Raw genomic sequence first — 17,811 nt, 5'->3', positions numbered from 1 at the left:
CCTCGAACACGGGAGCACCCATGACGACCAGCGCGTTTCACGACACGTTCTCCACCGACGGCTGGATACGCCGCTTCGCACAGTCCGTCGACAACGTGAAGGACCGCCTCACCTCTTTGGACCAGGAGGTGGGTGACGGCGACTTCGGTCTCAATCTCAGCACCGGAGCACACTCCACCCTTCGACATCTCGACGCGACCCCCGCTTCCCGCACGGGCCCCGCCGCGCCTCTGCAGGCTGCGGCAGCCGCCTTCCTGGACGAGGTCGGCGGGACCAGTGGGCCGTTGTTCGGCCTGCTGTTCCAGTCGTTGGCCGTCGCGGTGGCCGACGCCGGGGCCGCCAGCACGACGGCTCTCGCGGCCGGAGCGACGGACGGACTGGCGGCCATCCGCCGGGTGGGTGACGCGGCGCCCGGCGACAAGACCCTCGTCGACGCGCTGGGCCCGGCGGCGGAGGCCCTCCGGACCGCCCCGGCGGACACCCCGCCCGCGGAAGCCCTGGGCCGGGCCGCCGACGCCGCCTGGGCCGGCGTGTCCGAGACCGCACGCCTGCGCGCCCGGATGGGACGCTCCAGCTACGTCGGCGAACGCGCCGAAGGCGTTCCCGATCCGGGCGCGGTGGGCATCGGGCTGTTCTTCGCCTCCGCCCGGACAGTGGTGGACGATCTCAGCACGCGGCTGGGCTGAGGGGCTCCCGACCTACTCCCCTTCCCCCCGAGGCGGCCAGGACTCCACCCAGGCCGTCAGGTCCGGCGCGTTCAGGACCGGCACCCACAGGTCGGCCCGAGTCGCGTCCTCGGACCGCGGGCGCGGGCCCACCCCGATGACGCGCAGCCCGGCCCGCAGCGCTGACTCGATTCCCGTCATCGAGTCCTCGACGGCCAGGGCACGCTGCGGTGCGGCACCGCAGAGCCGGGCGGCGGTCGCATAGACGTCCGGCCAGGGCTTCGGGCGTACGGGCTCGCTCGCCCCGCCTCCGGAGTCCTCTTCGCTCGGGACCACGACGTGCTCGAAGTGTCCGAGCAGGCCGGCCCGCTCAAGGCTCGACTCCACCACCTCCAATGGGCAGTTGCTCGCCACAGCGAGCGGCAGGCGGCCGGAGAGGCGGCGGACGAAGTCGGCGGCTCCGGGCATGGTGACCGGGTCCTCGGCCACCTGCGCCATGAAGTGGCGCAGCAGCGAGCCGGTCATTTCCCCGGCCAGTTTGGGCTTGTCCGCCTCCTGGGCCATCATCCGGCCGCATGCGATGTAGTGGACGCCCTTGGCCCGCTCGGCGAAGCCCGGCGCGGGGTGGATTCCGAAGTCCCGGAAGACCTGGTTGCGTGCGTCCTGCCAGTGGCTCTCGGTGTCCATCAGGGTGCCGTCGCAGTCGAAGACGACGGCTTCCGGATACCAGCCGGTCAGGGCGTCGGGTGTGTCAGTCATGGTGTGCCGCTCCTGAAGGAGGGAGGCGGTCGGGCTCGTGGCGGGACCGCGTATTCGAGGTGGTGCGTTTCCCCGAGGCGGCTCGGATGGCGTGCTACGTCCGTCGGCCCCATCGATGTCCGGGGGTGCGTCGGCGTATTTCCGTCCGCATCGTGAAACATCAGCGCGGCCACGCTATGGAGTTTTTGTTGCACCATGCAATCACTGCTTTGCGTGCTCGACCGCGCGGCATTCGAGGTGTACGGGCCCACTCGAATAGGCCGCACAAGGCACGCCGAAATTCGCGTCAATTCCAGTCGAAAGAAGGTGAGTTGACCACAACACGCAGGGGGCCTCCGGCCTGGATTCCCCGTATGCCGGTCGACCCGTACGGCTAACCGCACTCCGAAAACTCGGGCAAATTCACTCGCAGGCATGCATGGTCGAAAACACATCACAATACGGGGAATGAGCCGGCTGATCCTCACCGGCGCACGCGGGCGCACGAAATTCTCCCATCGAACGCGGAATGAGCGGGCACCACGCGCGGGCGAGTCGGGGCCCAGGGGTAAGCAGAAGCAAAGGTTGACGGTCCGGAAGATCTCGACAGCCCCATTCGGTGCGGACAGGGAGGTCCGGCGTCACCTGTTCCCGGACAGTCGGTCACCAGCAGAAAGGAAAGACTTCGCCGCCCTGACGGGAATTCATTCACCCTGACGGGGGGGACGCTCGAAGGATCACGGGATAGTACCTTAAGAAGGGTATCGTCCCTGCACATGACAGGGATTCCGGAATTTCCCTGTCCATGCGTCCAGCGCGGCTCGTCCGGAACCAGCAACAGAGACCCGCTGAGGCCCGGCCGGGCCGCCTCTGTTTTCCACTCCGAGAACATGACGGGTTGAGAGACCAGGTAGCCGGATGACGATCGACGTCGTGTCCCCTGTTCACCGGCAGCCCGAATTCGGCAGCCTGATCCGCACTCGCAGCGAGGTCGTCGCCGGACGCGGTGGAGCGCCTGGTGACGATCGGCGGCGACGTTGGCATGGACTGCGACCTGGAGCGGGTGAGCGCTTCACCCCCTACGCGGCCGGGCCGGCCTCCCGCGCGGCCGTCGAGGCCGAAGCGAGGGCCGCCGCCGACGCGGACCTCCAGATCTCGTACGTCACCGGGACGGGGCTGCCCTTCCCGGCCGGCGGCGCCGTCCACCTGGACGGGCAGGCGCAGTTCCCCCCAGGCGCGTACCTCCTGGCCTTGACCGAAGTCCTGCGGGTCCTGGGGGCCTCGTCCTCGAACGGGCCCGGGGCACCGGCCTTCGGGAGGGCTGCCGTGTCGTCCGACCATCGAGGGCCGGCCGGGGGATGGCGGCACGGGGACGTAGTGGTCGCCACCCATGATCCGGTCTTCGACCGCGCGGTCCCGGCTCGTACGGTCACACACGGCGTGCCGGTCGCCAGGGCATACCGTAATTTCGAGAACCGACGGAAACGGGAGCGGACTGTGCGCCTCTTGCTGACTTCGGACACGCATGTACCCAAGCGGGCCAGGGTGCTTCCCCCGCCCCTCCTCGCGGCGATGGACGAGGCCGACGTCGTCTTCCACGCGGGTGACTGGACGGACACGGCCACGCTCGACGTGTTCGAGTCCCGTGCTCGACGCCTGGTCGCCGTTCACGGGAACAACGACGGGCCGGAGTTGAGGGCCCGGCTCGGCGAAGTGGCACGGGTGGAGTGCGGTGGTCTCCGCTTCGGCGTCGTACATGAGACCGGACCGGCTCGGGGCCGCGAGGAGCGGTGTCGGGAACGCTTCGCCGACCTCGACGTCCTGGTGTTCGGCCACAGCCACATTCCGTGGGACACCACCGCACCCGGCGGGCTGCGTCTGCTGAATCCGGGCTCGCCCACCGACAGACGGCGACAGCCCTACTGCACCTATATGACTGCCGAGGTGGTGGACGCCCAGCTGAGCGACCTCCGTCTGCTCCGTCTGCCGCCCCGCTCCCGGTGAGGTGCACGCCGACCGGCGTCATCCGACCGGCCGGGCCCCTCCTCGGAGTCTGCACGCGTGCGAGGCGCAGCTCCCGGGGAACGCGACACCGAGGCCCGCAGCGCGCAGGGCGCTGGGGGAACACGCACGGCCGGTGGGGAACCACGTGCCACGGCGGCCACACCGATCACACCTGGCGAGGACGATCTCCCCGTTGTGGTGCGTCCGGCGTTCAGCCGGCCGCTGATCGTTCCGCGTCCCGGGTGGCTTCCCCGGTGGCGGCCCGGGCGGCGAGGAGACGCAGTCCATCTTCGGAGGGTGAGCCGGGTTCGGCGATGTAGATGGTGAGGGTGAGGCCGGGTGCGGCGGCCATGTCCAGGCCCTCGTACGCGAGGAAGAGGTCGCCGACGGCGTGGTGGTGGAAGTGCTTGGTGCCGGTGCCGTGGTGGCGGACGTCGTGTGCGCCCCACCGGGTACGGAACGCGTCGCTGCGGGTGCACAGCTCCCCGACGAGATCGTGCAACTCCTTGTCGTGGGGGTTGCGGCCGGCTTCGGCGCGCACGATGGCGACGGTGACGTCGGCGAAGGAGTCCCAGTCCGGGTAGAAGCGGGGGGCGGCGGGGTCGAGGAAGGTGAAGCGGGCAAGATTCCGCTGGTTGCGGGGTGTGGCGTAGACGTCGGTGCAGAAGGCGCGGAAGAGCTGGTTGGCGGCGAGGATGTCCATGCGGCCGTTGCGGACGAACGCGGGCCCTGCGGTGATGGCGTCCAGCGTCCATTGCAGGCTGCGGTGCGGCTTCCACTCGCCCTTGGTACCCCGGTGCCGGGGCCGGGTGAGCGCGTCGGAGCCGGCGGCGGCGTGGGCCAGGTTCACCAGATGGGCGCGTTCGGCGTCATCGAGCCGCAGAGCACGGGCGAGGGCTTCGAGGACGGCCGGGGAGACTCCGGCGAGGTTGCCGCGCTCCAGCTTGGCGTAGTACTCCACGCTCATGTCCGCGAGGGCCGCGACCTCGCTGCGTCGCAGGCCGGGCACGCGACGGCGGGATCCGGAGGGCAGTCCGGCCTGGTCGGGGGTGATCTTCGCGCGCCGCGAGGTGAGGAACTCGCGGACCTCCTCACGGTTGTCCATGCCCTCGACGGTACGTGCCGCGGGCGGCCCGAGGGGTGTACTGCCGGTACACCCCTCGCCAGTGACTCGCCGCGGGCCTGAACAGGGGGTTACCTGGACGGCGTGGTACTTCTCCTTCCGGCCCCCGTCGGCGGCCAAGGCGGAATGGTCCACGCTCCCGGCGGCACCCGCTCCTCCCCTCGTCCAAGGACTCACGATGACTACGTTCGCACTGGTCGGCGCAGGCCCCGGTCTCGGTCTGGCCACTGCCCGCCGCTTCGGCGCGGCGGGCCACACCGTCGCGCTCCTGTCCCGCGACCGGGGGCACCTCGATGATCTGGTGGCCGCGCTGGACGGCGACGGAGTCACGGCCCGCGGCTACCCCGCCGACGTTCTCGACCTCGGAGCGCTGACCGGCGCCCTGCGCGCGGCGGCAGAGGACCTGGGGCCCGTCGAGGTCCTGCAGTACAGCCCCGTACCGCGGGCCGACTTCATGAAACCGGTCCTGGAGACCACCGCAGCCGACCTGGACGACCCGCTGGCGTTCTCCGTTAAGGCCCCGGTCGCCTGTGTGAACGCGGTCCTGCCCGGCATGCGCACGTTGGGCCGGGGCACGCTGCTGTTCGTCAACGGCGGCAGCGCGGTACGCCCGAAGGACAGCGTGGCCGGCACCTCGATCGCGTTCGCCGGGGAGAGCGCGTACGCCCGGATGCTCCACACCGCGCTCGCGCCGGAGAGCATCCACGTCGCGCAACTGATCGTGCCCGGGGCGATCAGTGCCGACGCCGAGCACTCCACACCCGGTGCGCTCGCCGAGCTGTTGTTCGGACTGCACACCGACCGGGAGGGCTTCCGGCACTACGCCGAGCCCATGCCCGATCCGCAGGACGGCACCTCATGATCTTCACCTTGTCCCGGGCTCTGACCGCCGCTGCCACCGTCGGAGTACTGCTGCCGGCCGCGACCGCCTGCTCCGCCGATTCATCCGCCGGGCAGTCCCCGTCCGCCGCCTTCGTCTCGTCCGGCTCCATCTCGTCGTCCGCTCCGGCGTCCGGGCAGCCCCGGACTTCGCAGCCCCGGACTTGGCAACCCCGGACTTCGGCGTCGGTGAACCCGTCCGACTCGGAGAGGAGCACTCCGATGGACATCCGCGTCACCGTCGATGGGCAACCCGTCGACGCGGCTCTGAACGACAGCCCCGCCGCCCGTGACCTCGCCTCCCTGCTGCCGCTCACTCTGGATCTGGAGGACTTCCACGGCACCGAGCGGACAGCCGACCCGCCAAGGAGGCTGACCACCGAGAACGCCCCCGAACCGCAGGCGGCGAAGGCCGGGGACATCGCCTACTTCGCTCCGTGGGGCAACCTCGCCGTCTTCTACGAGGACGGTCCAGCCGCCTCCGAAGATCTGCTGATACTCGGCCACATCGACGCCGACGCCGGCCGGCTGGCCGAGGCCGACCGGATCACCATCGAGGCCGCCCCCTGACCTCGTCCACCACCCCTCCTCGTACGGAAAGGTCGGCTCGTCGTCCGGGCCTCCTCGTACGGGAGGGGCGGCCCCTCGTACGGGAGGACCGGCGCGGTCTGCGCCGCGGTCGTCCCGCTGCCGCTGAGCGCGCTCGTCCCCCTGCGGCACCGCCGATCCCTCGCGGATCGTCGCCCAGCGCGCTATGGCGACCCGTACGGGAGGACGCCTTCATACCGGCACACCCCTGAGGTCCGCTGTGATCGGCTGAGATCCACTGACCTCCGCTCACATCCGCCCGGACGAGCCACGGCTCGGCCGACGAAGGAGAGACTCGCATGACCGTCACCTACGACTTCCACGGCAAGAGCGCGTTCGTGACCGGCGCGGCCTCCGGCATCGGCCGCGCCACCGCCCTGGCCTTCGCCCGCGCGGGCGCGCAGGTAGCCCTCGCCGACCGGTCCGCCGATGGCCTGCGGGAGACCGCCCGCCTCATCGAGGCTGCCGGAGGCAAGGCCCTCACCCTGACCTGTGACGTCACCAGCGAGGACGACGTCCGGACCGCTGTCGAGCGGACGGTCGAGCGTTTCGGGGGCCTGGACGCCGCGTTCAACAACGCCGGCATCGAGCAGCCCGTCCAGTCCGCGGCCGACACGGCCAAGGACGACTGGGACCGCATCCTCGGCGTCAGCCTCACCGGTGCGTTCCTGTGCACCAGGGCGCAGATCCGCCAGATGCTCCGGCAGGACGGCGGCGGGGCGATCGTCAACGTCTCCTCCGGCGCCGGGGTCAAGGGGTTCAAGGGCCAGGCCGCCTACGCCGCGGCCAAACACGGCGTCATCGGTTTCACCCGCTCCGCGGCCCTCGACCACGCCGCCGCGGGCATCCGGATCAACGCCCTGTGCCCCGGCATCATCGACACCGAGATGATCCGCCGCTTCGGCGACACCCGGCCCGGCGGGCGCGAAGGGCTCATCGCCGACGAACCCGTCGGCCGCCTCGGCAAGCCCGAGGAGATTGCCTCCGCCGTGCTGTGGCTGTGCTCCGACGACGCGGCCTTCACCACCGGCACCGCCCTCGTGGTCGACGGCGGCCAGACAGTCTGACCTCCGGGAAGCCCGTACGGAAGCCGCCCACCGACACTCCATGTGAGGAGTCATCACCATGAACCCCGCCTACGACTTCACCGGCCAGGTCGCCTTCGTCACCGGCGCGTCCTCCGGCATGGGTCTGGCCACCGCCCGCGCCTTCGCCGCCTCGGGGGCCGCTGTCGCTCTCGCCGACATCAACGAGGACGCCGTCAACACGGCTGCCGAACAGCTCGCCGCCGAAGGCCGTCACGTCCTCGCGCTGGTCTGCGACGTCGCGGACGAGGACCAGGTCGCCGCCGCCGTCGACCGCACGGTCGAGGCGTTCGGCCGACTCGACATGGCCTACAACAACGCCGGAATCATGCCCCCGCCCACCGACGCGGCCGACGAGAGCGCCGACCAGTTCGACCGCGTCCAGGGCATCAACCTGCGGGGCGTCTGGGCGAGCATGAAGCACGAACTGCGCCTCATGCGGGAGCAGGGCAGCGGCGCGATCGTCAACTGCTCCTCGCTCGGCGGCCTCGTCGGCAACCCCGGCCGCGCCGCCTACCACGCCACCAAACACGGCGTCATCGGCCTGACGAAGAGCGCGGCCCTCGAATACGGCTCGCGCGGTGTCCGCATCAACGCCGTCTGCCCCGGCACGATCAGCACCCCGATGGTCGATGCCATGGTCGAGGGCGGAGAACTCGACCGCTCCCGGGCCGAAGCGGGCCAGGCCATCGACCGGCTGGGCACCGCCGACGAGATCGCGCAGGCCGTCCTGTGGCTGTGCAGCGACGGCGCCGGCTACGTCACCGGCGTCGCCCTGCCCGTCGACGGCGGCTACACCGCTCGCTAGCCACCAGCGCCCATCGGACGATCGCCGGATGTGAGACCCGGAAGGCCGCGGCCAGGCCCCAAGCTTCCGGCACGCCGAGTGCCTGCCGTGTGGCTGCCGTGTGGCACTCCGGCTGCTGGCCGTGCGGCGCGCCGATGAGGCCAAGCCTGTGCAGCTCCGGCTTTCCTACCCGCCCGAGACCGCCCCGCACCCACTCTCGTACGCACCGCGAAGAGCCGCCGACACATCGAGAAGGGCTATCACGAGCCGGAACGGCCCCTGGGGCCGCCGACCTGACCTGAGATGGCCGAGAACGAGTCTGAGCAAGGCCCGCTTCTCCGCCCAGGGCGTCGGTACGATGTTCTGGTTTCCTCCCAACAGTCGGCAACGGGGCATCGTGAAGCACTTTCCAACAGTGGTCGAGAAGCACGGTCCGGGGCTGATGCTGGTGACGGCCCCGACAGGCGACGGCACAACGGATGCGGCACTGTTCGTGTCCAAGTCACGCCGGAGAATCGTCGGCGGCGTCTCCGCCAAGGTCCGCGACGAACTCTGGGCAGCGGTGACCGCCTGCACCCAGAACGGCCTCGCAGTCCTCACCCACCCCACCGACAACGAACAAGGCTTCCAACTCCGCACAGCAGGCACCCGCCACCGCGAACCGATCGACTTCGACGGCCTCACATCCATCGCCTTCCACCGAGAAAGTCAAGAAATGGCAAACCCCCTCTAACGGCCCAGGTCACGAAGGGTGCTCTCCGCGCGAGCGGAGGTGAGCCATTCAAGCGGGGACCGGAACCAGGTCTGTCACGGTGCTCTCCGCGCGAGCGGAGGTGAGCCGTCGGCCCGGTACGCGGCGGCGGTCCAGGAGCAGTGCTCTCCGCGCGAGCGGAGGTGAGCCGACGCGCGGGTGGGTGCTGTGGCCCCCGACCACGTGCTCTCCGCGCGAGCGGAGGTGAGCCGCAGCTCACGGCCGGACAGATCCGTCTCGTCCAGTGCTCTCCGCGCGAGCGGAGGTGAGCCGCTGCCGCTCTACCGCAAGCTCCACCCGGTACTGTGCTCTCCGCGCGAGCGGAGGTGAGCCGACGCGGCCGCGGCGGTGGCCGCCCTCGCGCAGGTGCTCTCCGCGCGAGCGGAGGTGAGCCGGCCCAGGCCGCCGCAACCGCCCTCCAGGACCTGTGCTCTCCGCGCGAGCGGAGGTGAGCCGGCGCTGCAGGCGTTCGATGAGCTCGCCAACTCGTGCTCTCCGCGCGAGCGGAGGTGAGCCGCCCACACCGAAGAAGACACCGCCCCGGCAGAAGTGCTCTCCGCGCGAGCGGAGGTGAGCCGTTCAAGGCCGAGTCCGCGAAGCGCCGCGTCAAGTGCTCTCCGCGCGAGCGGAGGTGAGCCGGCCCGCACCTACCTCGACGGCACCGTCGAGTTGTGCTCTCCGCGCGAGCGGAGGTGAGCCGCCGGCGGACACCGACGAGGACGGGTTTCAGGGGTGCTCTCCGCGCGAGCGGAGGTGAGCCGGCGGACCTTGCTGCTGCTGGCCTGGACCGCATGTGCTCTCCGCGCGAGCGGAGGTGAGCCGTCACGCGCGGCGGTGAACGCCTTCTGCATGTCGTGCTCTCCGCGCGAGCGGAGGTGAGCCGGTGAAACCCTCCCGCAGCTCGACGCGCCACTGGTGCTCTCCGCGCGAGCGGAGGTGAGCCGTTCATCGCCGACCTCGCCCGCGCGAACAAGGGGTGCTCTCCGCGCGAGCGGAGGTGAGCCGGAGATCTGCGACGCCCCGACCTCCTTCGTCTTGTGCTCTCCGCGCGAGCGGAGGTGAGCCGTGACCTCCTACGACGAGGACGGGGAGGTGGAGGTGCTCTCCGCGCGAGCGGAGGTGAGCCGGCTCTCGGCCTGGCGGGTCTGGCGGTGCTGATGTGCTCTCCGCGCGAGCGGAGGTGAGCCGTCGGTCACCATCTGCCCGGTGATGTAGCAGCCGTGCTCTCCGCGCGAGCGGAGGTGAGCCGGCCGGGGCCTCCTACCGCGACCCGCTCGACCGGTGCTCTCCGCGCGAGCGGAGGTGAGCCGGTTGAGGCGCAGTCCCGGCTGAAGTCCGCGTCGTGCTCTCCGCGCGAGCGGAGGTGAGCCGCACGCAGACCGCCGGCCCCGACTGGACGCGCGGTGCTCTCCGCGCGAGCGGAGGTGAGCCGTTCTCCGAGACCGGCGGCTGGGTGTCCATCAAGTGCTCTCCGCGCGAGCGGAGGTGAGCCGTCCAAGGCCGGCGGCAGCTACACCGGGGATGCGTGCTCTCCGCGCGAGCGGAGGTGAGCCGCCTCCCCGCGTGGCAGGCGTGCAAGGACTGCGGTGCTCTCCGCGCGAGCGGAGGTGAGCCGGGCCGCGACATCCTCGCCTCCCGCGCCGCCGCGTGCTCTCCGCGCGAGCGGAGGTGAGCCGTTCGACCTTGACGAGATCAAGCGTGGCGCTCCGTGCTCTCCGCGCGAGCGGAGGTGAGCCGACGCCATGCGACGTTTCGCCGACCAGGGCATAGTGCTCTCCGCGCGAGCGGAGGTGAGCCGCCACCGCGCAGATCGTCCGGGCCGACGATCCCGTGCTCTCCGCGCGAGCGGAGGTGAGCCGGAAGTCGGCAAGAGCTACACGGCGACCAGCAAGTGCTCTCCGCGCGAGCGGAGGTGAGCCGGTCCTGGCGGGCCTTGCCGCGCCAGTCCCCAGGTGCTCTCCGCGCGAGCGGAGGTGAGCCGTCCCACTCCACGACGTCGCCGGTACCGCCGGTGTGCTCTCCGCGCGAGCGGAGGTGAGCCGTACGGGCTGTCCTTCATGCGGGCGGTCAACGAGTGCTCTCCGCGCGAGCGGAGGTGAGCCGAAGCCATCCTTGGGAATAATTTCAGAGACATTGTGCTCTCCGCGCGAGCGGAGGTGAGCCGGACCGCACCAGCCTGTCTCGCGCGGTCGCCGTGTGCTCTCCGCGCGAGCGGAGGTGAGCCGGCCATCCCCGGCGCGCGGGTGCACGACCCGGAGTGCTCTCCGCGCGAGCGGAGGTGAGCCGCCGGTCGTAGGCCCACCGTCGATCGCACTCCGGTGCTCTCCGCGCGAGCGGAGGTGAGCCGCGGGCCCTCGCCGTCCGGCTGGGCGCGCAGGAGTGCTCTCCGCGCGAGCGGAGGTGAGCCGACGATGTGCGCTTCGGTCGGGTCTCCGAGCCCGTGCTCTCCGCGCGAGCGGAGGTGAGCCGTCGCGTTCGCCGCCTTGATCTTCTGCGACATCGTGCTCTCCGCGCGAGCGGAGGTGAGCCGTCCCGCATCGGCAAAAGCTGGGTAGCGAGGTTGTGCTCTCCGCGCGAGCGGAGGTGAGCCGGTGTCGCCGCCACAAAACCGCAGGTGGCGACGGTGCTCTCCGCGCGAGCGGAGGTGAGCCGCTGGTATGGACGCGCACGCGCGTCCGGCCGTCGTGCTCTCCGCGCGAGCGGAGGTGAGCCGTTGATATCGGCAGGGCCTAGAGTCAGGGAGCCGTGCTCTCCGCGCGAGCGGAGGTGAGCCGAAGGGTCGGCGGATCATCTTCGCGGATGAGGTGTGCTCTCCGCGCGAGCGGACGTGAGCCGTTGGCCGACTCCGGGACGGCCTCGTCGTACCAGTGCTCTCCGCGCGAGCGGAGGTGAGCCGGCTTTGTCCGGAGTCGAGCGCGGTCGCGCCGGGTGCTCTCCGCGCGAGCGGAGGTGAGCCGTACGCGGAGCGTACCCACGGCAAGATCGGCGTGTGCTCTCCGCGCGAGCGGAGGTGAGCCGTGGGTGCCCTGCTGGTCGTCCATGTCGCCCATGTGCTCTCCGCGCGAGCGGAGGTGAGCCGCCGTCGACCCCGAGGAAGCCGACGGTCTCCGTGTGCTCTCCGCGCGAGCGGAGGTGAGCCGCCGCGGGACGACTTCCGGACCACCCCCTGGCAGTGCTCTCCGCGCGAGCGGAGGTGAGCCGCTGTGGCAGCGCCGTTGGGACCGGTGGACCCCGTGCTCTCCGCGCGAGCGGAGGTGAGCCACCTGCCGGTCGCACCCAGCCAGAAAGGCCGGAGTGCTCTCCGCGCGAGCGGAGGTGAGCCGCTCCGCTGACTGCGCTAGTCGCCGCGGTGTCTGTGCTCTCCGCGCGAGCGGAGGTGAGCCGTCGCGGATGGCCAGGGCGACACCGACAACTCCGTGCTCTCCGCGCGAGCGGGGGTGAGCCGGCCACACCCGACCTCACGGCCTGGCTCCGTGAGTGCTCTCCGCGCGAGCGGAGGTGAGCCGCCGGTCCAGACGAGCGCCGCGCCGCCGCCCAGGTGCTCTCCGCGCGAGCGGAGGTGAGCCGCCGGTCCAGACGAGCGCCGCGCCGCCGCCCAGGTGCTCTCCGCGCGAGCGGAGGTGAGCCGCACCGGATCCGGCACCGCGGCGAGACGCTGCGGTGCTCTCCGCGCGAGCGGAGGTGAGCCGCAGGAGGCCGCGGACGCCGACGCCGCCCTGAAGTGCTCTCCGCGCGAGCGGAGGTGAGCCGACCAACCGATGACTGACCTTTCACCGACCGGCGTGCTCTCCGCGCGAGCGGAGGTGAGCCGACCTGGTCCTCGGTGAACTTGGGGTAGGCCGCGTGCTCTCCGCGCGAGCGGAGGTGAGCCGAAGGTGTCCGGGTCGATGAAGGGGCTCCGGCAGTGCTCTCCGCGCGAGCGGAGGTGAGCCGGAGTAAGTCACCATGCCTCAGACCACCGCCGCGTGCTCTCCGCGCGAGCGGAGGTGAGCCGCCCCTCGCCTGGACCGGGCCGAGAAGCACGCGGTGCTCTCCGCGCGAGCGGAGGTGAGCCGATCCGGCACGCGGACACCGTCGATGCCCGGGTGGTGCTCTCCGCGCGAGCGGAGGTGAGCCGGCCGTGCACGAGTACGGCTACCACCAGCAGGCGTGCTCTCCGCGCGAGCCGAGGTGAGCCGTCCGGCTCGCTGGGTTCGTACTGGCGGATGCCGTGCTCTCCGCGCGAGCGGAGGTGAGCCGCCGACCAGGGCGCCGAGTTCGGAGGCGGTGATGTGCTCTCCGCGCGAGCGGAGGTGAGCCGCCCGAGGGTCCCGAGGGCGACGGCTGGCAGGTGTGCTCTCCGCGCGAGCGGAGGTGAGCCGGCACCCGCCCACGGCACCGGAGAAGGAGCCTCGTGCTCTCCGCGCGAGCGGAGGTGAGCCGCGCGGGCACACCGCCGCCGGACTGGGCCGGATGTGCTCTCCGCGCGAGCGGAGGTGAGCCGCGCGGCCCGGACGGCAGGTTCGTGCTGCCGGAGTGCTCTCCGCGCGAGCGGAGGTGAGCCGTCGCCGAGTCGCAGCGCAACGTCGCCACCACAGTGCTCTCCGCGCGAGCGGAGGTGAGCCGCGTGGAAGCGGTACACGTACCGCAGGACCGGGGTGCTCTCCGCGCGAGCGGAGGTGAGCCGACGACCGTCTCGTGCTGCGTGTGGGTGTTGTTGTGCTCTCCGCGCGAGCGGAGGTGAGCCGCTGGTAGGGCGCGCACGCGCGCCCGGCCGTCGGTGCTCTCCGCGCGAGCGGAGGTGAGCCGTCTTCGGGCCCGGCCTGAACCTTGCGGGCTTCGTGCTCTCCGCGCGAGCGGAGGTGAGCCGGCCCCGTCCGTGAGGGGCGGGGCCTGGGGTGTGTGCTCTCCGCGCGAGCGGAGGTGAGCCGATGCCCATCAACACCACGGCCCTGCCCGCCCGGTGCTCTCCGCGCGAGCGGAGGTGAGCCGGCGAACCTCGAACGGATGCTCACGGCGGGCGCGTGCTCTCCGCGCGAGCGGAGGTGAGCCGCAGTCCCCGATGTTCTCGGGGATTTCCGGGACGTGCTCTCCGCGCGAGCGGAGGTGAGCCGGCCGTGTACCAGCACCCGACTCCGGACATGCGGTGCTCTCCGCGCCAGCGGAGGTGAGCCGGAGGAGGACTCGGCGAAGGCGAAGGAGCCGGAGTGCTCTCCGCGCAAGCAGATATGGCCTGAAGTTCAGGTGCCGCGCCGCTCTTCGCAGCGCGCACGGAGGTGGTGCTCGCGTTCCTTTCGATGGTCATCCGTGATGGACGCGTTCGTCGGCCAGGGGGAAGATCTCCGCAGGGACCCTGTCAGCAGGTTCACCCGGTCCGTTCGGAGCTCGTGGAGGTCGTGGGGATCGTCGGGAGAACCGTCCCGGCGATGTCGAGGAGCGCGCTGTCGTCGGGAAGCGTTCCGGAGTCGCTCCACACGGTGAGTTCGCAGTAGCCGCCCCGGTCCTTCTCGTCCAGGGCTACGGACAGCGTTCTGGCCAGGGGGCCTTGCCCGACGGGTCCGCCGGTTCCGTCGCTGCCGAGGTCGATCTCGATCGCCATGGTGTGGTCCGAGGAGAGGACTGCGGGCCGGCCGAGGACCAAGAGCGTCCTGACGTCCGTCTCCTCCCCGAACTTCATCAGCTTCACGTACTGGGCCATCGACAACTCGTTGTACGTGACCGAGACGTTCACGGTGTAGGTGTCGAACTGGACCTGAGCCTCCGGCCGCGCGACCCTCCCGTCGGTCAGGGGCGCGGTGTTGTCGGAGCCGGACGCCACGGTCGCGGTTTCCGCCGGCGTACCGAGGAGCTTGGCCAGGCCCGGCCTGTTGAGCACCTTGCACAGTTCGGCGCCGGTGACGGCGTGGGCCGTCTTCCTGTAGGCGGGTGGCAGCTCCTCACCCCCCGCCCGCGGGCACGAGGCGGCCTCCGGCGTGCTGTCGACGTCGGAGGGCACCAGACGCGGGCCCAGCCACAGCGCTGCCCCGAGCACCGCGAACAGCGCCACGGCGGCGAAGACCTGGGCCCCCGCGTGGGGTTCCTTCTCCGGAGCCACCGAGGCGGCACTCTGCCCCGCCGGCTCCTGCCCCGTCAGCCCCTGCCCTGCCGGACCCTGGTCGGCCGAAGGCTGCGGCTGGTGCTGCGCCTGGGGAGCGTCGGGCCCCGCTCCAACTGCGGAACCCGCCCCGGCGTCGGAACTCGCCCTGCCCGCGGAACCCGCCCCGGTCGTTGAATCCGCCGGGCCCGCGAAACCCCGCCCGTCCGCCGCGCCCGACCCGTCCGCCAGACCTGGCCCGCCCTCCGCGTCCGCCGGGCCAGGAGAGCGGCGGGCGCGGAGGGCCCGGACCACCGTGTGGACGCGCACCGCGGTGAACAGCAGGAACACCGCGCCGATCGCGGCTGCCGGCCATGAGCCGTCGTGGAGGGCCAGGTACATGATGCGTAGGCCGAAAACAGACCCGACCACGATGAACAGAGGCTCCCGGACCCAGAAGGGCAGGAGACCGAAGAGGAAACCGAGCATCCGGCGATCTCACCAGGACAAGATCGCGTTGGCTGTGACGGAGGCCACAGTTCCGGCCCGGTACTCAACCGTGATGGCCCGAGGGCTTTGGACCCACACGCGTCTCCGGGCGAACCGTCCGAGCGGGAGCCCCGAGGTGGCGGCCGCCGGCTGAGCGGACGCGCCTGCTCATCACCCGCGCAGCGCGTCAGCGGGCCGCCACCCGTACCCACAGAAGCCGCTCGGCTCCCGTCGCGGCGGCGCACCTCCGACCGCACAGATACGCACAACCGACCTCCATTCGAGCGTGCGTACGAACATCGCCGGCGCGCACCCCACCTCTCCGGATATTCATTGTCATGACCCTTGCAAGGTGGGCGGCGGCGCGCTCCAATGGACGCGACTCAATGGAAAGGAAACTTTCCTAATAGAGCTCGCCTCCCCGGCCGAGCTGTGTCCGTACGCCCCCCACGGCGCACCGGTGCGTCCGGCGTGCGGCACGTCCCAAGAGATCGGAGAACCGCATGCGCATGCGTATGCCCCACCGCATTTTCCGGCGCGTCTCCCGTTCGGAACGACCACCCCGGCCCGCGCACCGCCGGCGGCGCACCGGCGTGCGGATCGCCCTGGCCGTGGCGCTGACCGCGATCCCCGCCGCGGTCGCCCTCAACACCGGACAGGCGGCCGGGGTTTCCGGCCTCGACGATCCGGTGAAGAAGGAAATCGCCATGCAGATCGTCTCGACGGCCGAGAACTCCTCGCTCCAGTGGCGCGAGCAGTTCGACTACATCGAGGACATCGGCGACGGGCGCGGCTACACGGCCGGCATCGTCGGCTTCTGCTCCGGTACGCACGACATGCTCGAACTCGTCGAGTACTACACGGCCCAGGTGCCGGGCAACCCGCTGGCCAAGTACCTCCCCGCACTCCGTGCGGTCGACGGGAGCGATTCCCACGAGGGTCTGGACCCCGGCTTCACGGCCGCCTGGGAGAAGGCCGCGGCCACCCCCGAGTTCCGGGCGGCCCAGGAACACGAGCGCGACCGCGTCTACTTCGACCCCTCCGTGTCACGGGCGAAGAGCGACGGGCTGCGGGTGCTCGGGCAGTTCGTCTACTACGACGCCATCGTGATGCACGGCCGGTCGGGCTTCGACAGCATCCGCGCCGAGGCCAGGAACGACGCCCGTACGCCGGCCGAGGGAGGCGATGAGACCGCGTACCTCGACGCCTTCCTCGACGCGCGGGTCGTGGAGATGAAGAAGGAGGCGGCACACGAGGACACCAGCCGTGTCGACACCGCCCAGCGCGTGTTCCTGAGGAACGGGCAACCTGGACCTCGCCACGCCGCTGGCCTGGTCCGTCTACGGCGACGCATTCCGGATCGACACCGACCCCCGGCCCGGTCCGGGATCGACGGAGCCGCCCGGCGCCGAGACGCTGATCTCGCGCGGCAGGCCCGCCACCGCCTCGTCCTCCGAGACCTCCACCCTCACCCCCGGCAAGGCCGTCGACGGCGTCGCCACCACCCGCTGGGCCAGTGACGAAGGCTCGGACCCGCAGTGGCTCCGCATCGACCTCGGCGAAGGAGCGTCCGTCTCCCGCGTCGTGCTCAACTGGGAGGCCGCGTACGCGAAGCAGTACCGGCTGGAGATCTCGGCCAACGGCACCGACTGGACCCGACTGGCCACGGAGACGGCGGGCAACGGCGGGACCGACACCTGGACCGGCCTGACCGGCAAGGGCCGCTATCTGCGCGTGTACGGCACCGCACGCGGCACCACGTACGGCTACTCCTTGTGGGAGGCCGACGTGTACGGCAGCGTCGGGGGGACCACTCCCACCGACCCGCCGCCCAACGGCGCGTTCACCGTGGTCGGCGCCGGTGACATCGCCGACCAGTGCAACAAGAGCGATCCGGGATGCCAGCACTTCAAGACCGCCGCACGCGCCATGGCGATCGACCCGGCCTTCTACATCACCATGGGCGACAACCAGTACGACGACGCCCACATCGAGGACTTCCGCAACTACTACGACAAGTCCTGGGGCCAGTTCAAGGACAAGACCCACCCCGTGCCCGGCAACCACGAGGCGTACGACGACTGGGACAACCAGGACGAGGTCGCCTACCGGCAGTACTTCGGTGACCGCGCCACCCCCCAGGGCAAGATGTGGTACAGCTACGACTACGGCAACTGGCACTTCGTCGCCCTCAACTCCAACCGGTTCGACGAGCGCGAACAGCTCGACTGGCTGAAGGCCGACCTCGCCAAGAACACCAAGAAGTGCGTCGCCGCGTACTTCCACCACCCGCTGTTCAGCTCCGGAAGCCACGGCAACGACCCCGTGGGCAAACCGGTCTGGTCCATGCTCCAGGCGGCCGGCACCGAGCTGGTGCTGAGCGGCCACGACCACCACTACGAGCGCTTCGCCCCCCAGCTCCCGGACGGCACGGCGGACCCCAAGGGCATCGTCGAGATCCTCGGCGGCATGGGCGGCAAGGACCTGTACGGCCAGGGCGACACCGTGCAGAAGAACAGCCAGAAGCGCATCTGGGACAAGTTCGGTGTGATGCAGCTCGACTTCACCGACACGACCTTCACCTCGAAGTTCGTCGGAACCGACGGGACGGTCCTGGACACCGGCCCGACGTACAGCTGCCACTGACCTC

11 protein-coding genes, 1 pseudogene and 1 CRISPR repeat array are annotated in these 17,811 nt (G+C 71.0%); of the genes and pseudogenes, 9 read left to right on the top strand and 3 right to left on the bottom strand.

What is annotated here, in order from left to right:
• Positions 1–20: 20 nt before the first annotated feature.
• Complete coding sequence (gene dhaL / locus QFZ71_RS28295) at positions 21–686, top strand: dihydroxyacetone kinase subunit DhaL (RefSeq protein ID WP_307670988.1); 666 nt, start codon at positions 21–23, stop codon at positions 684–686.
• Positions 687–698: 12 nt separating this feature from the next.
• On the opposite strand, the gene QFZ71_RS28290 is transcribed toward dhaL, so the two are convergent.
• Positions 699–1,424, bottom strand: coding sequence for an HAD family phosphatase (locus QFZ71_RS28290; protein WP_307670987.1), 726 nt, complete (start codon positions 1,422–1,424; stop codon positions 699–701).
• Positions 1,425–2,900: 1,476 nt separating this feature from the next.
• On the opposite strand from QFZ71_RS28290, the gene QFZ71_RS28285 reads away from it, so the two are divergent.
• Positions 2,901–3,407, top strand: a complete 507-nt coding sequence (locus tag QFZ71_RS28285; protein ID WP_307670986.1) for a metallophosphoesterase — start codon at positions 2,901–2,903, stop codon at positions 3,405–3,407.
• 211 nt (positions 3,408–3,618) lie between these two features.
• Here QFZ71_RS28285 and QFZ71_RS28280 read toward each other — a convergent pair whose 3' ends face one another.
• On the bottom strand, positions 3,619–4,512 hold the full coding sequence (locus QFZ71_RS28280; RefSeq protein ID WP_307670985.1) for a helix-turn-helix transcriptional regulator: 894 nt from the start codon (positions 4,510–4,512) through the stop codon (positions 3,619–3,621).
• Positions 4,513–4,708: 196 nt separating this feature from the next.
• Here QFZ71_RS28280 and QFZ71_RS28275 point away from each other — a divergent pair, with 196 nt between their 5' ends.
• The 5 genes from QFZ71_RS28275 to cas2e all read left to right on the top strand — a co-directional run bounded on the left by QFZ71_RS28275 (position 4,709) and on the right by cas2e (position 8,602).
• Positions 4,709–5,392, top strand: coding sequence for an SDR family oxidoreductase (locus QFZ71_RS28275; protein WP_307670984.1), 684 nt, complete (start codon positions 4,709–4,711; stop codon positions 5,390–5,392).
• A 239-nt stretch (positions 5,393–5,631) separates the two neighbouring features.
• Complete coding sequence (locus QFZ71_RS28270) at positions 5,632–5,979, top strand: cyclophilin-like fold protein (RefSeq protein ID WP_307670983.1); 348 nt, start codon at positions 5,632–5,634, stop codon at positions 5,977–5,979.
• 317 nt (positions 5,980–6,296) lie between these two features.
• Entirely contained in the window at positions 6,297–7,064 is a 768-nt protein-coding gene (locus QFZ71_RS28265; RefSeq protein WP_307670982.1) for a glucose 1-dehydrogenase, read from the top strand.
• 58 nt (positions 7,065–7,122) lie between these two features.
• Positions 7,123–7,890 (top strand): SDR family NAD(P)-dependent oxidoreductase, encoded by a 768-nt coding sequence (locus tag QFZ71_RS28260; RefSeq protein ID WP_307670981.1) that lies wholly within the window; start codon positions 7,123–7,125, stop codon positions 7,888–7,890.
• A 394-nt stretch (positions 7,891–8,284) separates the two neighbouring features.
• Positions 8,285–8,602 (top strand): type I-E CRISPR-associated endoribonuclease Cas2e, encoded by a 318-nt coding sequence (cas2e, locus tag QFZ71_RS28255; protein ID WP_307670980.1) that lies wholly within the window; start codon positions 8,285–8,287, stop codon positions 8,600–8,602.
• Between the two features lie 18 nt (positions 8,603–8,620).
• A CRISPR array of direct repeats spans positions 8,621–13,835; the repeat unit is 29 nt; unit sequence GTGCTCTCCGCGCGAGCGGAGGTGAGCCG.
• A 129-nt stretch (positions 13,836–13,964) separates the two neighbouring features.
• Here the strand turns inward: cas2e and QFZ71_RS28250 are convergent.
• Entirely contained in the window at positions 13,965–15,161 is a 1,197-nt protein-coding gene (locus QFZ71_RS28250) for a DUF6215 domain-containing protein (RefSeq protein ID WP_307670979.1), read from the bottom strand.
• Between the two features lie 509 nt (positions 15,162–15,670).
• On the opposite strand from QFZ71_RS28250, the pseudogene QFZ71_RS28245 reads away from it, so the two are divergent.
• Both QFZ71_RS28245 and QFZ71_RS28240 read left to right on the top strand, forming a co-directional pair.
• Positions 15,671–16,526, top strand: a pseudogene (locus tag QFZ71_RS28245) (chitosanase); the annotation flags it as partial.
• A complete protein-coding gene (locus tag QFZ71_RS28240; protein ID WP_307671613.1) occupies positions 16,521–17,807 on the top strand; it encodes a discoidin domain-containing protein in 1,287 nt (428 codons plus the stop codon). The pseudogene QFZ71_RS28245 and the gene QFZ71_RS28240, both read left to right, overlap by 6 nt.
• Positions 17,808–17,811 lie beyond the last annotated feature (4 nt).

Origin of the sequence: Streptomyces sp. V2I9 (assembly GCF_030817475.1) — a bacterium.
GTDB lineage: Bacteria > Actinomycetota > Actinomycetes > Streptomycetales > Streptomycetaceae > Streptomyces.
Note: the sequence above shows the minus strand (reverse complement) of the source record. Positions and strands in the feature narration are given on the sequence as shown.